Genomic DNA, 22,189 nt, shown 5'->3' on the forward strand with positions numbered 1-22,189 from the left:
CCATCAAGAACAACCTGAACACCTGCATCGAAGCGGTCAATGCGCTGGTGGCCGATACCCACTTGCTCTCCGAAGCGGCTCAGGAAGGACGTGTTCAGACGCGAGCCGATGCCAGCAAACATCTGGGCGAGTTTCGCAGCATCGTCGAGGGTATCAACGCGACACTGGAAACCATCGTGGCGCCTGTGCTTGTCGTGAAAACCGCAGCCGACGCGATTAATATAGCGGCGCGTGAAATTTCCGCCGGCAATGCCGACCTGTCTCATCGCACGGAACAGCAAGCAGCCAGCCTGGAAGAAACCGCGTCCAGCATGGAGCAGCTTGCCTCGACAGTCAAACAGAACGCCGGCAACGCGCAGCAAGCCAGCCGCATGGCGGTAGCCGCCTCGGATATCGCTGTCCAGGGCGGCAGCAGGGTGCAGCAAGTAGCCGGCACGATGAAAGCGATCAATGACAGCGCGCGCAAAATCGTCGATATCATCAGCGTCATCGACGGCATCGCAGGGCAAACCAATATCTTAGCGTTGAATGCCGCCGTCGAAGCGGCGCGGGCTGGCGAACAGGGTCGAGGCTTTGCGGTCGTGGCCAGCGAAGTCCGCACTCTCGCGCATCGTTCAGCGGCAGCGGCAAAGGAAATCAAGGGGCTGATCAGCGATTCGGTCGAAAGGGTGAATCATGGTACCAAGCTGGTAGGCGAAGCCGGCCAAACCATGGATGAAATCGTCGATTCGGTACAGCGCGTAACCGCCATTATGGCAGAAATCGCCACCGCATCGGCTGAGCAAAGTGCGGGCATCGAGCAAGTCAACCAGGCTATCGCACAGATGGACGATGTGACCCAGCAGAATGCGGCCTTGGTGGAACAAGCGGCGGCGGCCGCCGAGTCGCTGGAAGAGCAAGCCGCCATGCTGGCCGAATCCATGAAGCATTTCCGCCTGGATGCTTTCGTCGAGGTGATTGCCGAAACGCACCATTCAATTCCCCAAAACACCCTCAGGCATAGGCCGATGACGCATCTTATCCATCACGCTGCCAAATCCCTTAACATCAGTAGTCCTAAGTTGATCAAAGCCGGTCAACGCGAAGAAGAGTGGAGCGAGTTCTAGGATATGCCGAGCGGTTTGCCGATTCAGATCCATGCTCCCCTGGATTCTTATCCCGAACTCAGGTTAATAGCAATCGTTCAAGTGTTGCCGCCTAAGCATGTGCAGACTTAGAAGCTTGCCTGCTTGCGGGCTCTACCTAACTTGTTTGACCTTTAGAGGGGGCGCCGGCTCATTCCCTGGATTCCTCTTCGCTCAAGGCGGGGGAGATGGGTGCGCCCAACATATCATCCGTCATCGGTTCCGCTGGCGGCTGCCGCCAACGCTGCGGCGGTACGATTTTCGCCGCCTCCGGATCAGCCATGTAATGCGGCGACATGATCTGCACGCCATATTCATTGAAGGCGTCCTGAATGTTCTGGTGCAGTTCCGAGTATAGCCTCGGCATATCATCCGCCGAGGCCGCGTAGACATTCAGCTCGTACTTAACAAAGAAATCGTCCAGCACACTTTGCAGGACGAAGGGAGCCGGCTCGCGCAGTATCTGGGAGGTGCGTTCGGCCGCCATCAGCAACAGTCCATGCACTTGCCGCCAAGGCGCATCGTAACCGATCGTGACGCTGGTCGGCAGAATCAAACGCCCTTCTCCGGCCGCAAAGCTGTAGTTCGTCACTTGATTTCCCATCAGCAGAGAGTTTGGAATTGTAATTTCGACATTCTTGGGCGTGCGCAGGCGCGTCACTAAAAGCGCCACTGCGGTCACTCTGCCGGTCGTATCGCCGATCTTGACCACATCGCCGACCCGAAACCCGCGCATATAGGTCAACACCACGCCAGCGACCATATTCGCAATCAAAGAGGTCGAGCCGAGTGAAAACAGTACGCCAAGAAAAATTGAAATGCCTTCGAAGGCGCGCGATTTTGAACCGGGAATATACGGATAGGCGACTACAATCGCAAAGATAATAATCAAAAAACGGCAAATCTTATAAGTTGGGGTGGCCCATTCGGAATAGAAGCCCTCGAGAGTAATTTCTCCTTTTTCGAGCGCAAAGAAAAAAAATCGTAAGATGCCGAGCAGCCAGCGCACAACGAAAAATAAAATAATCAAGAAAAGCAGATTGGGCAATTCCTCCCACACATCCCTGCCGATCTGCCTGACCTGCTCGGCAAGGGTAAGAAACAGGCGTTCCGCAAAAGTCCGCGTCCAGGGAAAAAAGCTCAAAATAAGACTGAAATACAGATAGAGGCTGCCGGCCACAATCAGCAGCCGCAACAACTTAGCACTCCCCGCGAGTACTCCCAGGATGACGAATTCGAAAATGCGGATATTCGTTTGGGCCAGCCTCCCCCGAATCCTCGGTTCTAAACCGTACTTTACCTTATCAAAAAGCCGGAAAAGTACGGAAATAAAGGCGGCTAACAAAGCAGTCGCCATCAAAGCGAAGAGCAAGCCGTAAAGCAGATTACTGAGGCTATGCGCCTCCCGGTATTTGATGATCGAAGCACGGACTTTGTCCGCCAATCGGGCCGCTCGCTCTTGACGCGAAACGCCTTCGCCAGCCACATCGGGGTCCAGCACCGACACAACAATTTTGTCGCCGGCCGTTACATCCGAGGAAAGCTCATCGCTGACTACAGTGATGCTGTCGATACTCAGATAAGGGTCTTCGGCCAGACGCTTGATGCGTTCGGCGATGCTATCGGCCCGAAATCGGGCCGGAATGCTTTTCAGTCGGCGCACCTGAAACAGTGCCTCACCGTCCAATACGACAGCCGCCGATTCCGACGCGGTTACGGTTGTCGTTTCGGCTGCCCCGACCCAGTTTCCCATCACGAACCAGACCACCATCACCAACCCGAGCAATAAACGGATATTCATGAATTCTCTCTCTGTTTACGGCCTTATGAACTGTTTTCGCTTGAAAAATTTGCCTCTTTCCCGAAAAACCCGCTATTGTTAATACAAACTGGTTATCCGGTATTGCATAGGCGTATAAGCCGTGATCCGGTTGCCGTCATAAAGCACGAGATGTTTTTTTCGCCATCGCTATGTTCAACTTCGACGCGTAATTCATTAGGCCGGCTGACGGTTACACTCTTTTACAAGGCTAAAGCCCTTCTCCCCATCGATACTGCCAAGTAATCCCGACCGTATCGAAAAAGCCGCCGGTTCGTGAATGAACGACGGTATTGCCGAAAAGCTTAATCGAATTCTGGCGATTGATCGGAAATGAAAGCGTGCCGCCGACGCGCCAGTTTTGCTGTAAGTTATCGGAGAGTCTTCCATCAATGGTGGCACGTCCTCCGGTGTAATAATTAGCATCCACCGCACCCCATATGCCTTTTCCGAAACTGTAAATGAGATGCCCCTGCAGCGCATAAATAGGAGACTGTTCCAGCCGCACCCCGACTCCCTGACTTGCAGAGACAGGGACGAACTGATCGTCGTTATCGGTAAATACAAACACGCCGGCGGCAAATTCGGCAATCAAAGGCCCCCACGCTTTGGAAAGCCCGATTTCAGGTTTAATCGACCAGCGATTGGTGCCGATATTGACGATTTTATCGGATTGGTATCGTCCTCCCGGCGGCGAAACCGCCAGGCTCGCACCGATAATCGTGTCCTGTTTGTAAGCAGCGAATTCTTTCACCGATAGGGCCGGAGCCCCGTAAAGATTGACGTAGAAACGAAAGACCGGATCGGCAAATCCCGAGGTTTCTCTACGTCTTGGCTGCCCTAAAAAATCCGCCTGTCCGGACACCCAGACTTCCGGAACGATGATGTCGACCTTACCCGATGCTCCCCAGACATCAAGCGAGCGGACATAGGCAAGAACCGTGCTGTTGATTTCCATTTTGCCGTTTTTAATCGGCACCGACGGGGCAAATGCAACGTTGCCTTTGGTAAAAGCATAACCGGCGAGCAGAAAATTAACGCCCACCGGAATGTTCGAATAAGCCCTGGGCTCTATATCGGTCGCTAACGCCACTGAAGAAGAAGCCAGTCCAATCGCTGCCAAAGCTCCCCATCCGACTAAACGGGATAACGGCATTCGTACAGGGGAAAAGCGCATGCTCCTTACCTCCACACCGCGCAATTTGTTCCTGATAGAGCCCAAACCTTGTTTTTCCGCCCGTAGAGGATTATTCCAGTTCCATTACCGAATCCAGCCCTGCTGCTGAAACCGCATTCTCAACCTCTCACTGATCTCATCGACGATCTGCCGGGTTCTGCCTTCGATTTTGCTGTTGCCGCTCGCCTCGCCGTAAACCTTCATGCCCGCATTAACAATCAGGCCAGCCGGACTGCCGCTGGCAATCGCGCCGGCAACACCCAGGACAGCGCCCGGGGTTTTACCGCCGCCCGCATCGCCGGTGCCGCCGCCCACTCTTCTGAGCCCTTGAGGAGTCATTTGAAAGCCTTCAACCTGCACCTTCAATTCCGATGCGCCTGAACCGAAGCCGAGGGTGATGCGCTTTGCGGCACTCCCTTCATCTACCATCAGGATTTTGCCCTGAAGAACGATATCGCCGATCTGCACATTGGTCGTTTGTGAACCCGGCTCGGCCGCCAGTCCCATTTGGCGGATGTTGCCGATAAGATCGCTTGCAATTTCCCTGCCGATTTCCGCTTGCTGGGAAGAATTAGTCCCATACGCCGGCGTAAAGTCATAAACCCAGATTTGGCTGGGCCGCGGTAAGTGTTCGTACAGCGCAGATTCCGGATTCGCTGTGACGCTGGTCGAGGCGCACCCGGCCATTATCCATACCATTAAAATGCTCAAAACGATTTTGAATAATTTGGTTTTCATTTGTTGGATCCCTGATTTAAATGGCCGTCTTGTATTTTAAGCATCCCCCTACCGATTTTGCTATTGGACTTTAGACCCACAACTTCCCTTCCAGATTGCCGGGCAAGCCCACCGGCAACCGATATTAGCCTAAGGTCCAATTCCGAGAGCAACTTATGCAGTAGTACAATCCGAAAGGATCATTTTTTAGATTAACCATAGAATGGGAGAAGATAAAATGAAAAAGCTCAAAATTTCGAGCACGGTTATCTCTATTGCATTACTATGGATGGGAGTGCACACGGTCGCTCAGGCCGCCCCTCCGGAAGCCGATGGGTTGAGCCGCACCATCTTGCCCATTCCCGAGCCCAAGCAGGCGCCGATCAAGGAACTCGACGTTCGGAAGGCCAAGGCGCCGCCGCGTTTCGAAGTCAAGGCGCCCCCCGGTGCGCCGAACGTGGTTGTGGTGCTGCTCGACGACATGGGCTTCGGCACCGCGAAAACCTTTGGCGGCCCTGTCGAAATGCCGACCCTGGATCGTCTGGCTCAGGGAGGTCTGCGCTACAACAACTTCCATACCACCGCACTGTGTTCACCGACCCGCCAGGCGCTGAAGACAGGCCGCAATCACCACACCGGCAACACCGGCTCGATCATGGAAACCTCCACCGCCTTCCCCGGCAATACCGGAGCCCTGCCCGGCAGCGTGGCATCGGTAGCCGAGATGCTGCGGCTCAACGGCTACAACACTGCCGCGTTCGGCAAATGGCATGAAACCGCGCCCTGGGAGATCAGCGTTTCGGGACCTTACGCCCGCTGGCCCACCCTGCAAGGATTTGACAAGTTCTACGGCTTCATGGGCGGCGAGACCAACGAATGGTCGCCGTCTATCTACGATGGCGTAACCAAAGTCGAACCGCCGCATGACCCGAATTACCATTTCAGCAGCGACATGACCAATCAGGCCATCGCGTGGGTACGCTACCAGCAGGCTTTGACGCCGGACAAGCCGTTCTTCGTCTACTTTGCGCCGGGCGCGACCCATGCACCGCACCATGTGCCAAAAGCATGGGCCGATAAATACAAAGGCAAATTCGACCAGGGATGGGATCAAATGCGCGAGGAAACGCTCAAGCGGCAGATCGAACTTGGCATTGTGCCTCCCCATACTCAACTGGCCGGCAAGCCCGAAGCGATCAAGGATTGGAACACGCTCAACACCGATGAAAAGAAATTGTTCACGCGACAGGTGGAAGTGTTTGCGGGTTTTGCCGAACATATCGACCACGAAATCGGCCGCCTGGTCAAAACACTTGAAGACCTGGGTGAATTGAACAACACCCTGTTTATCTATATCGCCGGCGATAACGGCGCCAGCGCCGAAGGCGGCATGAACGGCATGTTCAGCGAGATGACCTATTTCAACGGCGTGCAGGAAACGGTCGAAGATCAACTCAAGCACCTGGATCATTGGGGCGGGCCCGAAACCTACCCCCACATGGCGGCGGGCTGGGCCGTGGCTTTCGACACTCCCTTCATGTGGACCAAACAGGTGGCATCGAATTACGGCGGGACGCGCAACGGCATGGTTATCCACTGGCCCAGAGGAATTAAAGCCAAAAACGAAATACGCAATCAGTTCCACCATGTTGTCGATATCGTTCCGACTATTCTTGAAACGGCGCATTTGCCCGAACCGCAAGTGGTCAACGGCGTCAAGCAAACGCCGATCGAAGGCGTGAGTCTGGCCTACTCGTTTGATGACGCCAAGGCCAAAGAGCGGCATGGCACCCAGTATTTCGAGATTTTCGGCAACCGCGCGATTTACCACGACGGCTGGCTGGCCGGCACGGTGCACCGGGCGCCCTGGGAGATTCAGGTCCGTCACCCGCTCGCAGAAGATGTTTGGGAACTCTATGATGTGCGGAAGGACTTCAGCCTGACCAGTGACCAAGCCAAGGCGAACCCTAAGAAACTCGGGGAGATGCAAAAACTGTTCATGACTGAAGCAGCCAAATACAAGGTGCTGCCAATCGACGACCGCGTGTTCGAACGCATCACCGCTTCCGATGTGGGACGGCCTGACGTGATGGCCGGGCGTACCTCGCTGACACTCGGTGAAGGCATGACCGGCATGATGGAAAACGTATTCATCGACGTCAAGAACCGCGCCCACACGATCACCGCCGAGGTCGACATACCGCAAGGCGGGGCGAACGGGGTGATTCTGGCGCAAGGCGGCCGTTTCGGCGGTTGGTCCTTGTACATGAAGGACGGCAAACCTGCCTACACCTACAACTTTCTAGGCTTGAACCAGTACACGGTAGCAGCATCCGAAATCCTGTCTGAAGGTAAAACCAAGCTGGTGTTCGACTTCGCTTATGAAGGCGGCGGCATGGGCAAAGGCGGCATTGGAACCCTATCGGTCAATGGCCGCAAGGTCGTCGAAGGCCGTATCGAACGGACACAAGCGAGGTTTTTCTCGGCCGACGAAACCGCCGATGTCGGTATCGACGATGCAACGCCGGTCGTCGCAGGCATCGGCGAAGGATCGGAAACACGCTTCAGCGGCAAAATCGAAAAAGTGGTGATTGAAGTGAAATAGCGGTGACGCTGTTGTTTCCGAAGTAAAGCGCGATTTTTACATAGTCTTGGCGCCTAGAAAACTTACCGGCGGCGCCCGTTCGCGCCGGGCTCCCGGATATTCCCGATGGACGGCGGAATCCGCCCGCAGCCGAGATTTTACGATAGCTAATTCGGTAACTTGATACTATAGTCCGCCAAATTCCCATGAGCGGCAGGTAAAAAATGATGAAACGCCCACTCATTCTGCTCTGTTTTATGGTTTTTACCGGCTGCGCTTCCTTGGTCTATCAGGCCGAAAATTATCCGGCTTTGTACGGACCTTCCGAGCCTAAGCAGCGGCGTCTGACGCAAGAACAGGCAATGCTGGATCGGCAGCGCAACAGGGTCTCATTTTCCCGAGACGTCAAGCCGATCCTGGATTCGCGCTGCGTGGTCTGCCACGGCTGTTATGATGCGCCGTGCCAGTTGAAGCTTGGCTCTATCGAAGGCATAGACCGCGGCGCTACCAAACGCAAGGTCTACGATTTCGCGCGCTTCAAAGCGGCCGAACCAACCCGGCTTTTCATCGATGCCCAGGATACGGCGGGCTGGCGGCAGAAGGAGTTCTATCCGATTTTGAACGAGCGCCGCGATGGAAAAGAGGCGAATCTGGATAATTCGGTCCTGGCCAAATTGATTCGGTTAAAACGCGAGCATCCATTGCCAACCTCAGGCAAGCTCGACCAGGATTATGATCTTGAATTCAGCCGCGATTTGCTGTGTCCGACGGTAGAGGAGTTCCCCAAATATCAGCGCCAACATCCCCAATGGGGCATGCCTTATGCGATGCCCGGACTGTCTCCGAAAGAAGAAGCGACACTCTTGCAATGGCTGCAGGAAGGGGCAAAAGCAGAACCGCTGCCGCCGCTGTCGAGCGAATCCGGTCCGACGATTGCAAAATGGGAAACTTATCTCAACGGCCCTACCTTCAAGCATAAACTCGTTTCCCGTTATCTGTATGAGCATCTTTTCATCGGCCATCTACATTTCCAGGGCCATCCCGAGCATGAGTTCTATCGTTTGGTGCGCTCGAAAACGGCCCCGGGAATTCCGATCGAGGAAATCCAGTCGGTGCGACCTTACGACGATCCGGGCACGGTCAATTTTTATTACCGTTTGCGGCCGCAGACCGAAACGATCGTCGATAAGATTCACTTCGTTTACGAACTCAGCGATCGGAAGATGCAGCGCTATGACGAGCTGTTCTTCCGGCCGAATTATCAAGTCACCTCATTGCCTTCCTATCGCCCCGAAGTCGCGGCGAATCCGTTCAAAACCTTTATCGAGTTGCCCCTGGCCTCGAAATACCGTTTTCTGCTCGATGATGCCGAATATTTCGTATCCGGTTTCATCAAAGGCCCGGTGTGCCGCGGCGAAATCGCAACCGAAAGTATTCGGGATCAGTTCTGGGTCGTTTTTTCCCAGCCGGGCCGGTTTTATCCTGAAAAAGTAGCCAAGGCGCTTGCCGACAATAACCAGATTCTGGCATTGCCCGGAGAAGAAGGCGATCAAATCGGCCTGATGGGGTGGACCAAGTTCGATGTTTTCGGCAGGCAATACCTGAAAAAGAAAGACCGGTTCATCGATTTGTTGCTCGCCAAGGACCAGGGCTTTGGGCTCGAAAATATCTGGGACGGCGACGGCATGAATCGGAATGCGGCGCTGACCATTTTCAGGCATTTCGACAGCGCGACCGTTACGCAAGGCCTTATCGGCGATACGCCGCTGACGGCCTGGGTAATCGATTATCCGATTTTCGAACGGCTGCATTATCTGTTGGTTGCCGGGTTTAATGTCTACGGCACGGCAGGGCATCAGGTCGCCAGCCGAACCTATATGGATCTTTTGCGTCAGGACGGCGAGGATAATTTCCTGCGTTTCATGCCCGGGAAGCAGCGCCAGGCGATTTATAACAGCTGGTATCAAGGCTTCAAAGGACTCAGAACGGCCGAAGCCTTGTTCAGCATCGGTCACGAGACCCGGATTAACTACCGAGGCACGGATTACAAGCAGGAATTTTTCGACCAGGTCAGGCAACGCCTCGGCAAGGCCGCCGGTTTCGTCGACAGCATCAATCAGTGCCGGCAGGAGCCTTGCGACCGAGCGGGCGCAACACCCCTCCAGCAGGAAGTCGACCGCAAATTGCGCAAGCTGACGAAACTGCAAGGGCTCGAATTAGGCGCACTGCCCGAAATGTCGCTGCTTCGGGTCAAAACCGGCGATCCCGAAGGCGACCTGGTCTATACCCTGCTGATCGATAAAGCCTATAGCAATATCTCGAAGATGGTATCCCTGGGCTCCCGAAGACTGCCGAAAAATGACAGGATTACGATCATCCCAGGTTTTGTCGGCAGCTATCCCAACTTTTTCTTCAGCGTCGAAAAAAATCGGCTTGGCGAGTTCATCGAACAAATTCGTACCGCCAAAACGGACTCCAATCTAGAGCAATTCTACAGCCGATTCGGCATACGCCGAACGAATCCTGAAATCTGGCATTATTCGGACTGGTTTAACGAGCAGCATAAAAAATACCGCGGCTTACAAGCGGGGCTGCTCGACTTGAGCCGTTATGAAAACCTGTAAGTACGACATTGTCCTACTAAACCGTATACTCGAACCGAAAATGCCCGGAATCGGCAGCTATGACGGCTACCGGCTTAAACACTCGGCCGCAAACCGTTGTTGTAAAGCATACTTGCGTTGCGGTTTGCCCTGCAGGGATCTGATCTGCATGCTTATCTCCCGACACTCGCTCGATAACTGCTGTTCGGATGACCGGTAATTTTCGTCGCGCGCCCAGGAAGATTCCTTATCAACTTCTTCATAAAACGTCGAAGTATCCAGTTTGAGGTCGAGCTGTTTATTTTCGGTCATCGCAGTGGATGGCAACAGCAAAGCCAGCAATAGCAATGATGAATTTTTCATCGATAAGCCTCGGGATGAAATAAGGATTGGGAAAATATTGCAGAAATAGACCGCGCTTGCGGGAGCTTCCCTTGACACTACCTGCGCAGGAATTCAAAAGATCTCCCGACCGAATGACTGGCCGTGAACCGGCGTTCATTTAACTGTTTTTGTAAATTCGCACCGCTGCTTAACCAAGGGCAATGTTTTTTCATTACCCACGCCATTGGCGATCAGGGCAACTACCCGATCGTCATGGTCGTAGCCGACATGCGCCTCCATCGGATTGGCTAGATCACTGATTCCAAAAGCATCCATGACCTTGGCAACGTTAATATTAACGTTGGTGATACGGGAACATAAACGGGAATCCAGAAATTTTTCGGCAAATCCAGGGGGTATTCCGTAGCTTAACAAGTCATTCGGATCCGTGAAAGCAAGAATGGAGGTTTCGCTCACCATGCGCTTGCTGTAATGATCTCCTTTGGGATCGCAATAATTCGCATACTGACCGGTGATATCAGGAAGCTCTCTTCCGAGTTGCAGCATCGGCAACTGGTTGGACAGCATGACCATCAGGATATGCTTGCTCTGCAGCGCTTCAATCGACTTTTGTGTGGCAATCGCTTTCTTATGAGTAGCTTTGGCATATTTCTCTTGATTTGCCAGCATATAAGCAATACGCTGCATCCCGTCAATCGCGATTCGGCTGCCCAGGCTATGAGAAATGATTGCATAGTCATCATTGGCAATATGTTCGATACTGGAATCGTTCAAGTTTTCGCACGCATGTTTGCCGCTTTCGGGGAGCCCTTCCCAATCGCGAGTTGCCATCCAGCAAAATGACTGCACGAACGCCGCCTGAATCGGCTCTCGGCTTTGTCCCAGATAAATGATCGGATCGGGGCCAACGTCATTGCTGAATTTTTTCATCATGCTGTTGAGCCTGGCCCTCCTGAAATCGTAGTCACCCGAAGTATCGTAAGCCAGCAACTCTTTTTCCGGACGGCTGATCACTGACCAGGTAAGTTCGTAAAAAATCAGCTCTTTGCCGCTTTCTTCATTGAGCAGTCGAGTCACACGCAAATTGCCGATATCCTTGCCCGGAAATAAAGGCGCATTCAATGCGATATTTTTATCGATGTCCGAACGCACGTTCAGATTCAACTGTTTAGCCAATTTCTCCAAAAACTGCGTGGTATAACCCGGTACGTGATCGCCGACGCCGTGAACCATCAAAACTTTGGTCTTTCCCTTGCTTTTCTTCAAACTTGATTCAATACCGGGAAAAGGACTGCCCCAAATCTGGCACAATCGCGTATCTTCGGATTCGGTTTTTTCTAGAAGTGCTTCCGTGATGCCTTTGCCGATGCTCGAACACCCCGATACCAGAAGTGCCGCTGTAAGAGCCGTTGACAAGCATCCGCGTTTAAAAGTAATGTTTTTAGAAAAAAAGGTCATGGCAGGAACTCGATCATTTTAATAGGGTGGTACGAATGATTGTTGAGAACTCAGGCGCTCGATCGGCGGCCTGCGCTCTGCTATTGATGTGTGCCTCTTTCTGTAATTCGGAAAAAGAGGCTCGAGAGTCAAGGCGCCCGGATTCGTACAAGTATTCGGGCACATAGCCGCTCAGCAAAATCTTCCAGGAAAACGGCAGATGGCTCGAATTGACTCGGCTATTCAACCAGATTGTCGTGGTGCAATTATCCAGCAACGTATTGTAGAACGCCGGCTTGCGGTTCAATTCATTGACCTTTTTCATATATTCCAAAAACAGGCGCCGGGCGTTTTCCAATGGCCCACGCACTGGGTAAAGGTACACAGCCTCTGAAGGATCTTTTCGGTAGTTGGTGCGAAGGCGAATCACGTCGCGTTCGTCCGCGACGACGTAAATCAGTTCATACTGCCGAAAAAAGCCTTTAATCGTCGAATAGCCTTCGTTCAGTTCTTTGCGGGCTTCGATCGAGACGGCCAGATGATCGTTGCCGCCGAAATTGAAACTCAAAATCGTATGCGCAATTGCCGCCCCCATCCAGTAAACCGCAATCAGATCGACGCCCTCCAATTTATTCAAATCGAAGGTTTTAGTGTAATAAGCGGGCCGATAATCATTCTCGCTCCGGTAATCGAAATTGCGGATATTGTGCACGGTGACATGGTCGCCTTCGAAGTCAGCATAAGCCAGTGCGGCGACATCCGGCTGCCATGGCCATTGCCGCGCGTTTGAAGGGCTAATCGAAAACCACCAGCCCAGAATGGCTACGAACAGAATCGAATACCCCGCAAATAACCGCTTGCGCCAACGCGGAAAGCCCAAACCGACCAGCGTCGTTAAGCCATACAAACCCCACGCGGCAGCCAAACTGGTCTGAATCATACTGCTTTGAGAATCGCCGAAATAGACGGCCAATACTCCCCAAAGGGTAACCGCGGTCAGGATCAATCCTGACAATACCCAAATGATAGGCTTCCCCATAAAGATCTCGGTGTGCATTGATTCTTCGAAGATACGCCAATCACGACATATCATCACTCCGCCATCTCAATCCTTACACTCTAATTTGTTCTTGGTCTTGATGCAGAAAGTCCCGTTTGGGCTCGTGTAGATGGCCCTTCCATTTTTTGCTTTGGCCTTCCCTCCCCGGCTGCTTTCAATTGTCTTAATACCGGCATCATTCTCTTCCGCTTTCCAGGCATTTCCGGTTCTTGAGTTGTAACCGGCAGCTCCTTCGCCGCTGTTGCAAACCACTCTATTATTGACGGTACGGCAATCTGCAAATACAGAAGAACAAACCAACATACATCCTATAATCACTAAAATTTTCATTGTTTCTGCCTTTTTCACGCTAGAGCATTTTCATATCGCCTATAGGAAGATAATGCCGTTAAGTCAAACCGTCATCTCGGCAAGGATTGCCGAGATCCAGACTGCAGGGATGCATTAAAGCTTGCCGTCCCTGGCTTCTGGATTCCGGCAATCCCTGCCGGAATGACGAGTTTGCCCTAACTTTGCGGCATTGCTTATGACCGTACACCCAAAACGAAAATGCTCTAATCATCCGGTTAATCGTCCTGGTTTTCCCTAGCAGCCATCCCTTCTATTTAATGGCCTTACGCAAATTCGTCAGTCGTTTGATGATCTCGCCTTTCATTTGCTCGCGCCCGATCGAATGCTTCAAACTGCTGCCCAACCCAGCGACCTGATCGGTAAAGTTACGATTTGCATAAAAAACCAGCGAACCAGCGCGATATGGGAGGCAACCGATATTGAGCTGATTGGAATTATAGGAATGACCCACGTAAAACTGCCGGGCAAGAATGAGGGTGCCCGCGGCCGCCGCATCGAAAATAATGCGATGGCCTAAAATGGCGGTAGGGCGCCCCTCCACCTTGCGGTTAAGCCAGAAAAATTGCTCATCGGCGCCTTTTGGCAACGCGGCAGGATAATCGAGCCACGCCTTGTAAAGTTCGGGAAAATAACGCGCCAATACCTTGCTGTCCTGTGTGGCGGCTTTCAGCTCCCCCCCCGGATCGGCTTCCGTCCCATTGCCCCGGTCATACGAGGCGATCCCCTTCAGACCGTTTTTGCGATAACTTTGCCAACGATCAAACAGCATTTTCCGATAGGATTGCGATGCCGCATCGGGTTGCGTTGAGTCGGCATTGCGAAGACTTTCAAATTCCTGAAATGACAGATTGAATTCGCTTCCGGGCTCAGCCTGTAAAAAATCCTTGGCTTCCCCGCTCTCCGCCTTGAATCCGAAACCCTTAAAATTATCTACCGCGGCCGAAATAGGAATGGCGCCCTGCGCCAGAAGATCACTATCTACCGATGCCAAGCCTTTTTTATTGATCAGTTGAATAATTTTGGACGGCGAGGCGGGCAAATACATCACCACACCGGCCGCCAACTCGTTTTCCTTGCCCTCCGCGACATCGAAGGAAACGGTTTTTCCCTGCTCCAGTTCAGCAAGCGCATTTTGCCCGATACCGAGCAATTGCATTAATTCTTGCGCGTCGGGAAGGTTTGCGGAATGCACGGGAATAACGGCGGCCATTCCCAGAGCAAGAGTCAATCGTTGCAGAAATACCTTGGCTGCGGTTTTATAGTGAACTGACATTGTTGTACCTTAATCACGGAATATTGTTTGGGTTGTTCCTTCGGATAACCAGGCTTTTGCCTCGGGAAGCCGATCTTGGGGAAAGAATTCGATGGCCGTTTTGCGCATGGGCTTCCCGGTAAACATGAAGACTTCATCTTTCCACTTCTCGTCGCCGACAATGGCAAATTTGGAAGCCTGATCGCCGTTCTCAGCCAGAAAAAAGGAATCCTCCCATCCCCGCTCCCTGCTCCAGCCTTCAAATTCGTCCAATTCCGCCAATATCCGGATTCGGCCGAAGCGTTCCTGGCTCGATTTGGCCAGCGCTTGAAGTTCCTGAAAATCATGCACTGTGAGTCTGCCGCTGAGTTTGACCCAGTTCTCGCTATCGAGTGATTCAATAAGTCGATATGGCATGTTGGCTCCTCCAGTATTTGTAATGTATGCGCCATAAGTCAAAGGCGTCCCTGCCTTATTGAGTGAGTACATATTAAAAAAACACCGCCGTCTAGAAAGGCCTCAGGGTGAACGGAATGGGGTCCTCCACCGCTTCGCCCGGCCTGCGGTTGGCGATTTGCACAAACTGTTCCGCCCAGCGGTCCATAATGCCTTTGGCAGGCCCGTACCAAGTGAGCCGGGTCAGATCGAGGGGACCGGCATCGGCCGTATCGCGATCGGCAAAGGTGGCAATGACTTCGCCGGTTTGCAGGTCACGCAGACGCCCTTCGAAAGCGGCCCGGCGTTGATTGATCAAGCCGGCGGCGGTGCCGGTACCGGGAGGGCCCGCCCAGCTCAAGGCATGTAAGACCGGCTGGGATGGGTCGATTTCGATCAGTGCCAATTCCAAACGTACCACGCGACCCTTCTGCTGGCCGGGGTATTCGACGATCTGAAAACGGTGTTGAGGATCATCCTTGAATTTTTTAACCACCTGGTCATGAAAATAGTATGCCAGTTCCTCGATATCCTTTTTGACATCGCTGATGACGTTAACCGAACTCATTTTGTGCAGCCAATCCATCTCCTGCATGTAATAGGTATTGACCGGCGCCACAACCAGCGACTGGTAGGCACTTAGGCTGGAACCGGGTTTAATCCAGACTTTTTGAAACGGCAAGTCCGCAGGCTTGCTTTGGCGTTCGGGATGTTCGATGAAACCCGCGTCGGGCGCAGGCTCGACCATCACCGATTTAATTCCGTTCGAGCCCGACTGAGCGGCGGAGCAGCCCGCCAGTATTGCACTGACAAGGCAGAAAGGCAGTATTCGGAAAGATTTCATATGTTTTCTCTGCTGTTAATTAATTGTTTTACCGATTATTTCTTCGCACCGATATCTTGCAAAGCCTGCTTACAGCGCCCGCTGACCTTGCTGTCGTTCCTGTCGAGGCAAGCCAGCATACGTCCTTCCCCGATTTCGACATCTGCGCAGTATTTCTCCAAATCATCGTTACATTCGGCGGCGGCATAGCTGAATGCCGCGACCGCGTGCTCCAATTGGGCGGCGGCATCATACAGCGCGTATTCGCATTGCCCGGAGAGTTTGTCTTCATGCGCATAGATGCAGGCGAGCAGGCGGTTGTCCCCGGGGGTAACCGACTTACAGTAGGTTTCCAGCTCGCTCTTGCAACCTTCGAAAAAGGTCTCTGCCGGCCCTTTCGAGACGGGCTTGGCCACCGGATCGACATTCTTATTGGCCGGGGCAGCACAAGCGGCCAAGGAAAGGGCTACGCCGAAAACGACGGTGGAAAAGTTTCTATTAATGTTCATAGTGCTTTGTTTTCTTATTAGCTGTATCCAGCGGGAATGTCTTCACTGATAGCCTGATGGTGTCTTAGCCCATGCATAACCTTTTACAGCCGGCCCGTAGCCGCTGCTAAAACCGCTTTCCGCCGCTCAGTAAAACGAATTTTCATGCTTCATCTTTTGTAGGGGAGTCTTTGTATCTCCGCAAGCAAAAAACCTAGAAAGCCTTTCGCATTGACCGGTCCTCCGCCGGATTACATCGGGCATTTCTGCGCACCGTAACCCGCCCCCGGGAAATCTCGACAATCAAAAGGCGGGTTAAACCATGCTTACCTACGAGCTACTGCTTGTTAACGGCCGCCTGGGCGGGCGGATTGGCTTTAGTTCCTACCGTTACTTTGACGATCCTGCCGGTAAACTTATTGTCGCCCTGCTTGTAGTCTTCGGTAACCGGCGTGTCCTCGTCCATACCGACATCGGCGCCTTCGTCAGCCGAGAAGATGAACGGCGTAGTGCGCGGAACACGGGCTTCCGCCACCTTTTGTCCGTTTACCGATAACGTCGCGAACCCGCCTTTTCCGGGGCCGCCGCCGTCATAAACAAAGTCGAGCGCAATCGTCGACTTGCCGGCCGGCAACGGCTGAGGCCCCGCGACCGTGATGCGTTCCATGCCGACTAGGTTATATGCATAGACGGGTTTGCCGTCCTTCATGTACAAGGACCAACCGCCGAAACGGCCGCCTTGCGCCAGGATCACCCCGTTCGCCCCGCCCTGCGGTATGTCGACCTCGGCGGTGATCGTGTGGGAGCGGTTCTTGACGTCGATGAAAGCATTTTCCATCATGCCGGTCATGCCTTCGTACAGCGTGAGCGAGGTACGCCCGGCCATCAGATCGGGCCGGCCGGCCACGGACGCAACGAGACGTTCGATGCTGCGGTCGTCGATTGGCAGCACGTTGTACTTGACGGCTTCCTTCAGGAACAGCGTCTGCATGGCTTTCAGCTTGGCCGGCTGCTGGACCGCCAAATCGTTGGCCAGGCTAAAGTCGCTGCGCGTGTCGAACAGTTCCCATTGGTCCTGATCCAACGCGGCGCGCGGCTGCCTCTCCCACGGCGCGCGGTGCACGGCGCGCGCCAGCCAGCCGTCCTGATAAATCGCGCGGTTGCCGGCAATCTCGAAGTACTGCGTATGATGCCGATCTTTAGCCTTGGCATCGTTCAGTGTATAAGCGAGACTGATGCCCTCAAACGGACGCTGCTTGATGCCGTTCACCGTTTTGGGCTCGGGCAAGCCGGCAATTTCCAGCACTGTCGGTGCAATATCCACCACATGGTGCCACTGTGTGCGCAATTCGCCTCGGGAGCGGATGCCTTTCGGCCAATGCACCACCATGCCGTTTTTGGTGCCGCCGTAATCGGCAGCCATTTGTTTGGTCCAGGCGAACGGCGCATTACCTGCTACCGCCCAACCGGCCGCGAAGTGCGGGTAAGATTCCGCCCCCCCCCATTTATCGATAAGAGGCAGTTGCTCGGCAACCGTCGCCGGCATGCCGTTGAAAAAGAACATCTCGTTGAATATGCCGTTCATGCCGCCTTCGGCGCTGGCGCCGTTGTCGCCGGCGATGTACACGAACACGGTATTGTCCATCGCACCAATGTCTTCGAGAGTTTGCGCCAAACGCCCGATCTCGTGGTCGGCATACTCGGCGTAGCCGGCAAACACTTCCATTTGCCGCGCATACAGGCGCTTTTCTTCCGCGCTCAAGCTACCCCAATCCTTGATCGCTGCCGGTTTCGGCGCCAGCCGGGTGCCGGGTGGCACCACGCCGAGACGGATTTGTCGGGCCAGTGTCTCTTCGCGGTATTTGTCCCAACCGCTATCGAACTTGCCTTTGTATTTATCGGCCCATGCTTTCGGCACATGGTGCGGTGCATGGGTCGCACCGGGCGCAAAGTAGACGAAGAACGGCTTGTCCGGGGTCAGCGAATGCTGCGCGCGCACCCAAGAAACGGCCTGATCGGTCATGTCGGTCATGAAGTTGTATTTGCTATCATGCGGTAACTCGACCCGCGCAGTACCGTCGAAAATATACGGCGACCACTGGTTGGTTTCACCGCCCAGGAACCCGTAAAACTTCTCGAAACCGGAACCGGTTGGCCAGAGCTCGAATGGACCCGAAACGCTGGTTTCCCACAACGGCGTCAGATGCCACTTGCCGAACGCGGCAGTGTTGTAGCCGTTGAGCCGCAGCATCTCGGCGAGCGGTGCCACGCTATTTGGCCGGACGCCCGTATTGCCGGGAAACGCTGTAGCGACGTCCTGCACCGCGCCGGTATTGTTGCTGTGGTGGTTGCGGCCGGTGAGCAAAGCCGCCCGTGTCGGCGAACATAGCGCTGTAACATGCATGTTGTTATAGCGTAAACCGTTCGCCGCCAATCGGTCCAGGGTCGGCATCGCGACACCTCCGCCGAACGTGCTTGGCTGCCCGAACCCCATATCATCAATCAGCACCACAACCACGTTCGGCGCACCGCGGGGCGCCTTGACTTCGAAACGCGGCGGCGCCTTGGCCTTCCGAACGTCGAGTTCCTTGATCGGCGCCCGCTTGGGCTCGGGAATGGGCAGCGCCGTACGGTCCAACATCGTTTCTTTAGCCGCCTGCGCCTGCGGCATTGGCCCAGACAAGAGACCGCAACCGGCCAGCACCATCATCGTTGCATTAACGTTTAATTTCATAAGCACGCACTTTTTTGACTTTATTTATCTATGAATGCGCTTAATTGACCGAATAATTGCGTCCGGCCAGACAGGCTTTGATGGCCTGATAGTAAGCATCCTGGCCAGGAGCTGTTACAGGGGCCTGCGTTTGTGCAGCACGATTCTGATCCATTCGTTTAAATCCGCCTCTGATGCCGCCCGCCGTCGCACCGATAGCCGCGCCTTTGCCGGCGTCGCCGGCGATTGCCCCCACGGCGGCTCCCATTGCTGCACCGCGCATGCCGCCCCGGATTACCTGCCCTCCCTGTTGCTGGGTTTGCGGCGCGGCTTGGGGTGCCTGCGCGGTGCTCGGATCGAATCCGGATTGCTGCACAGCCCAGACATGGCATTCATATCGATCTTTGGAAAGCTGCTCGCTGCTCTGTCCTTTCATCGGATAAATCATGATGTCCGCTTGCGCCGGAACCACCGCCAGAAGCCCCAGCGATGCAGCAATCAAGGATAATTTTTTGTAATATGGCTTATTCATAATCGTTTCTCTCTAGGTTGGAACGTCGTGAAAGCGGCGTTTTTAGAAACCGACGGCTGCGGTGAATCCTGCGTAATCGCCCTGAAAACGCGATTCGGCGGCGAACTCGGTAAAATAATGAAAGGTGAATTGCGCATTGGCTTTTGGGAAAGCCAGGCCGATCTGTCCGCCCACCGCATGGACTTGATTCGGCGAATTCAAGAAAGATGACTGATCCGCGCCGTGATTGTCCTGCACTTGCCATTGGCTGTAACCTGCAGGCCCGACCTCCAGCAGCATATTGTCGGTGATCGGCAGAAACTGGCTGAGCCCCCAGTTCAAAGTAAAATGGCCCCCTTGAGTAAAATCCTTGCCTTCAGTTTCGTGATTGATTTCATAGGTACCTGCCAGCATCAGCGCCGTGCCTTTATGATCGAACGGATAGTATGCCCCCGCCAGTTGGAGTTGATGACTCCAGAAACCTAAGCCGGTATTCGCTACATCATCTTTATGGTATTTACCGCTGGGCGCATAAAAGCCATAGCCGGCGGAAACATCGTAATGTTTACCATGCCATCCCAGCCAAAGAGGCTCTACAAAAATATCGGAGATATCGAAAGCGCTATCGTCAACCGAAAGACTTCTGCCTAAGGATATCGAGCGGTTGGCGACGTTGATATTGGTCAACGTGTCGAGGGCGGCGCCGACGCTGGTATTGGCGAAGGGCAAGGAGATAATCGCCCCATAGTCCGCACCGAAGATCTTGTAACCGGAATTCCAGACAAACGTTGGAGCGATAAGGTACATGTCCACACTTGCATCAAGGTCGGCAGTAATGTTGACCCCCGCCGGTATACCCGGCCCCAAATTCCGGTTCGCGTGAAACGTAGCCTTATCGATAGGATTGCCGTTCTTGTCCTTCAATTTGTCTGTCGAAAGATTGCCCAAATAAAGCGCCGCATAGAGCCCTTCTTTTTCGGGCATCAAGAAGTCCCGAATATTCATCATGCCGGGTACAAAATGACTCACGCCCGCAACGCCGGAGATAGACCAGGCTATCGCAACCGATGCAAAGGCTGCGCGGCGAAAATTATGCTTTCTGTAATTCATGTTAGCTTTTTGCTGTTTTTTACTGGATGATTTAAAGGAAGCGGACCAGCATCCGCTCCCTCAAGACTTTCTTCAGACCCGCCGTTAAGAGCTAGGCGAACCCGACGTCCACGACGATAAGCGTTCCGCGAGCATCTCGCACCACTTATCGATGGCATGCTCCGCATCGCCCCATTGCCACTGAAAACCGGTGGTGGCATTTCCGCCGCCGATACGTTTATCGGCGGCGGCCGACAGCAATTCGCCCGAAACCGAGTCGGTCAGTTTCGCTTCCGCCTGCGCCCCGCCAACAAACGGGAAAGTGCCGGTCGCCAGATATTTCAAATTGCTCAACATATGTGCCTGCGGCACGAACATTGAGATACTGCGTAACACCGGTGTAGCCGTTTCCGCATCGGTCATCGCCACGGACAGTTTCATCACGCCTGGCCCCGACTGCTCGACGATCTGGAATTTCTTGCCGAGCTGTTCCCTGAGCTGTTGGGAAAAATAATTCACCAACATTTGCTGATCGGCCGAAGAAACCGACGTGGATTCCCCGCCCCAGAAAGTGACCGGTTCGATCATGATCTTGTTATAGCTTGTCCACTGCGCGGAGGGATTGATGTAACGCAAACTTACCTGATCCTTCCCACCCGGAGTGAGTTTGGCGCATTCGTTGGCGAGCAGCCCGCAATGGACGGATGCCTGATCGAGAGGCGCTTTTTGCGTCACGGTACACGCAGTTAACAGCAAAACGCCCATGCCGGACATCAAGGGACCCCACGTTCTCGCGCGGCGTTTTGCACTAGTTACAGTTACAGGCTTGATCATTGATTTTCTCCTTAAATTAATATCTGTATCGGTTTGTTTGAAAATTCATGGCGCACCCTGCGCTGCCGCTTGGATTGCCGGCGCAATGGCATCCAGCAGGAGTTGTCCGTCGACTGGCTTCTGCAAGCAGAATTTCACGCCCGACTGCATTACTCTTGCCTGTGTTTCCTCGCTCTCGTCGCCGGTAATCACGATCACCGGCAAGCTGAACCCTGCTTTCGCCATCTGTTCCAGAACGACAAAACCGTTCGCCCCCGGCATATGCAGATCAAGCACGACGCAATCCGGCCGAACGGTTTGCAGAAAGTGTAGGAATTCACCTCCATCGGGAAACGTTTTGGCGCTCAATCCAGCAGCCCTCAATAACCTTTCAAGGGCTTTGCGTATGGATTCTTCGTCGTCTACGACGGCGATTAACGGAATGGAGGTATTCATGGCGTAGCAATTTATTGCATTTGGTTCATCAATGATATTGGACCTTGGTCCAACATAAAGGGAGAACAACGCCGGAAGCGGCTAGAGCATTTCCATATCGCCTCTAGGGAGATCATGCCGTTAAGTCCAGCCGTCATCTCGGCAGGGATTCATGCCCGGCTTTCCGGCCTGGCCCCTTTCGGGTCCATGCAAATCTGTTCCAGACAGATGTGTGCCGAGAGCCAGACGGCAGGGATGCATTAAAGCTTGCCATCCCTGGCTTGTGGATTCGGCAACTGCGCCCTGCCGGAATGACGCGTTTCCCCTAACTTTGCGGCATTGCGGATGACCGTACACCCAAAACGAAAATGCTCTAATCAAATGGTGCAGTGATCCAGTAGAAACCACTTAAG

General features: G+C 53.7%; 19 protein-coding genes. 3 read left to right on the top strand and 16 right to left on the bottom strand.

Going from position 1 to position 22,189, the window contains the following annotated elements; genetic code table 11:
- Positions 1 to 1,106, top strand: a 1,106-nt coding sequence (locus tag JJL52_RS16295) for a methyl-accepting chemotaxis protein (RefSeq protein WP_236994309.1), incomplete at its 5' end; no start/stop codon positions are given.
- Between the two features lie 169 nt (positions 1,107 to 1,275).
- Here JJL52_RS16295 and JJL52_RS16300 read toward each other — a convergent pair.
- The 3 genes from JJL52_RS16300 to JJL52_RS16310 all read right to left on the bottom strand — a co-directional run bounded on the left by JJL52_RS16300 (position 1,276) and on the right by JJL52_RS16310 (position 4,858).
- A complete protein-coding gene (locus JJL52_RS16300; RefSeq protein ID WP_202053552.1) occupies positions 1,276 to 2,925 on the bottom strand; it encodes a mechanosensitive ion channel family protein in 1,650 nt (549 codons plus the stop codon).
- A 229-nt stretch (positions 2,926 to 3,154) separates the two neighbouring features.
- Positions 3,155 to 4,120, bottom strand: coding sequence for a transporter (locus JJL52_RS16305; RefSeq protein ID WP_202053553.1), 966 nt, complete (start codon positions 4,118 to 4,120; stop codon positions 3,155 to 3,157).
- Between the two features lie 84 nt (positions 4,121 to 4,204).
- Complete coding sequence (locus JJL52_RS16310) at positions 4,205 to 4,858, bottom strand: DUF4410 domain-containing protein (RefSeq protein ID WP_202053554.1); 654 nt, start codon at positions 4,856 to 4,858, stop codon at positions 4,205 to 4,207.
- Positions 4,859 to 5,075: 217 nt separating this feature from the next.
- Between JJL52_RS16310 and JJL52_RS16315 the strand changes: the two genes are divergently transcribed.
- Entirely contained in the window at positions 5,076 to 7,442 is a 2,367-nt protein-coding gene (locus JJL52_RS16315) for an arylsulfatase (protein ID WP_202053555.1), read from the top strand.
- A gap of 206 nt (positions 7,443 to 7,648) precedes the next feature.
- Positions 7,649 to 10,045 carry a fatty acid cis/trans isomerase gene (locus tag JJL52_RS16320; RefSeq protein ID WP_202053556.1) on the top strand — a complete coding sequence of 799 codons (2,397 nt, stop codon included), beginning with the start codon at positions 7,649 to 7,651 and terminating at the stop codon, positions 10,043 to 10,045.
- 66 nt (positions 10,046 to 10,111) lie between these two features.
- On the opposite strand, the gene JJL52_RS16325 is transcribed toward JJL52_RS16320, so the two are convergent.
- The 13 genes from JJL52_RS16325 to JJL52_RS16385 form a co-directional block, all read right to left on the bottom strand.
- A complete protein-coding gene (locus JJL52_RS16325; protein WP_202053557.1) occupies positions 10,112 to 10,387 on the bottom strand; it encodes a hypothetical protein in 276 nt (91 codons plus the stop codon).
- 135 nt (positions 10,388 to 10,522) lie between these two features.
- Positions 10,523 to 11,827, bottom strand: coding sequence for a hypothetical protein (locus tag JJL52_RS16330; RefSeq protein WP_236994310.1), 1,305 nt, complete (start codon positions 11,825 to 11,827; stop codon positions 10,523 to 10,525).
- 13 nt (positions 11,828 to 11,840) lie between these two features.
- Entirely contained in the window at positions 11,841 to 12,845 is a 1,005-nt protein-coding gene (locus tag JJL52_RS16335; protein ID WP_202053558.1) for an Lnb N-terminal periplasmic domain-containing protein, read from the bottom strand.
- 66 nt (positions 12,846 to 12,911) lie between these two features.
- Positions 12,912 to 13,196 (bottom strand): hypothetical protein, encoded by a 285-nt coding sequence (locus JJL52_RS16340; protein WP_202053559.1) that lies wholly within the window; start codon positions 13,194 to 13,196, stop codon positions 12,912 to 12,914.
- Positions 13,197 to 13,467: 271 nt separating this feature from the next.
- Positions 13,468 to 14,490 carry a hypothetical protein gene (locus JJL52_RS16345; protein WP_202053560.1) on the bottom strand — a complete coding sequence of 341 codons (1,023 nt, stop codon included), beginning with the start codon at positions 14,488 to 14,490 and terminating at the stop codon, positions 13,468 to 13,470.
- Positions 14,491 to 14,499: 9 nt separating this feature from the next.
- Positions 14,500 to 14,958, bottom strand: coding sequence for a SpoIIAA family protein (locus tag JJL52_RS16350; protein ID WP_202053561.1), 459 nt, complete (start codon positions 14,956 to 14,958; stop codon positions 14,500 to 14,502).
- A gap of 19 nt (positions 14,959 to 14,977) precedes the next feature.
- Complete coding sequence (locus JJL52_RS16355) at positions 14,978 to 15,748, bottom strand: DUF3313 family protein (RefSeq protein ID WP_202053562.1); 771 nt, start codon at positions 15,746 to 15,748, stop codon at positions 14,978 to 14,980.
- A 35-nt stretch (positions 15,749 to 15,783) separates the two neighbouring features.
- Positions 15,784 to 16,236, bottom strand: coding sequence for a cysteine rich repeat-containing protein (locus JJL52_RS16360; RefSeq protein ID WP_202053563.1), 453 nt, complete (start codon positions 16,234 to 16,236; stop codon positions 15,784 to 15,786).
- Positions 16,237 to 16,552: 316 nt separating this feature from the next.
- Complete coding sequence (locus JJL52_RS16365) at positions 16,553 to 18,949, bottom strand: arylsulfatase (RefSeq protein ID WP_202053564.1); 2,397 nt, start codon at positions 18,947 to 18,949, stop codon at positions 16,553 to 16,555.
- Between the two features lie 40 nt (positions 18,950 to 18,989).
- Positions 18,990 to 19,460: a glycine zipper family protein gene (locus tag JJL52_RS16370; protein ID WP_236994311.1), complete on the bottom strand. Its 471-nt coding sequence runs from the start codon at positions 19,458 to 19,460 to the stop codon at positions 18,990 to 18,992.
- A gap of 42 nt (positions 19,461 to 19,502) precedes the next feature.
- Entirely contained in the window at positions 19,503 to 20,387 is an 885-nt protein-coding gene (locus JJL52_RS16375) for a SphA family protein (protein WP_202053565.1), read from the bottom strand.
- Between the two features lie 246 nt (positions 20,388 to 20,633).
- Positions 20,634 to 21,362 carry a DUF3313 domain-containing protein gene (locus tag JJL52_RS16380; protein WP_202053566.1) on the bottom strand — a complete coding sequence of 243 codons (729 nt, stop codon included), beginning with the start codon at positions 21,360 to 21,362 and terminating at the stop codon, positions 20,634 to 20,636.
- A gap of 45 nt (positions 21,363 to 21,407) precedes the next feature.
- Positions 21,408 to 21,797, bottom strand: coding sequence for a response regulator transcription factor (locus tag JJL52_RS16385; RefSeq protein ID WP_202053567.1), 390 nt, complete (start codon positions 21,795 to 21,797; stop codon positions 21,408 to 21,410).
- Between the last annotated feature and the right edge of the window lie 392 nt (positions 21,798 to 22,189).

Source organism: Candidatus Methylomicrobium oryzae, assembly GCF_016745425.1.
GTDB lineage: Bacteria > Pseudomonadota > Gammaproteobacteria > Methylococcales > Methylomonadaceae > Methylomicrobium > Methylomicrobium oryzae.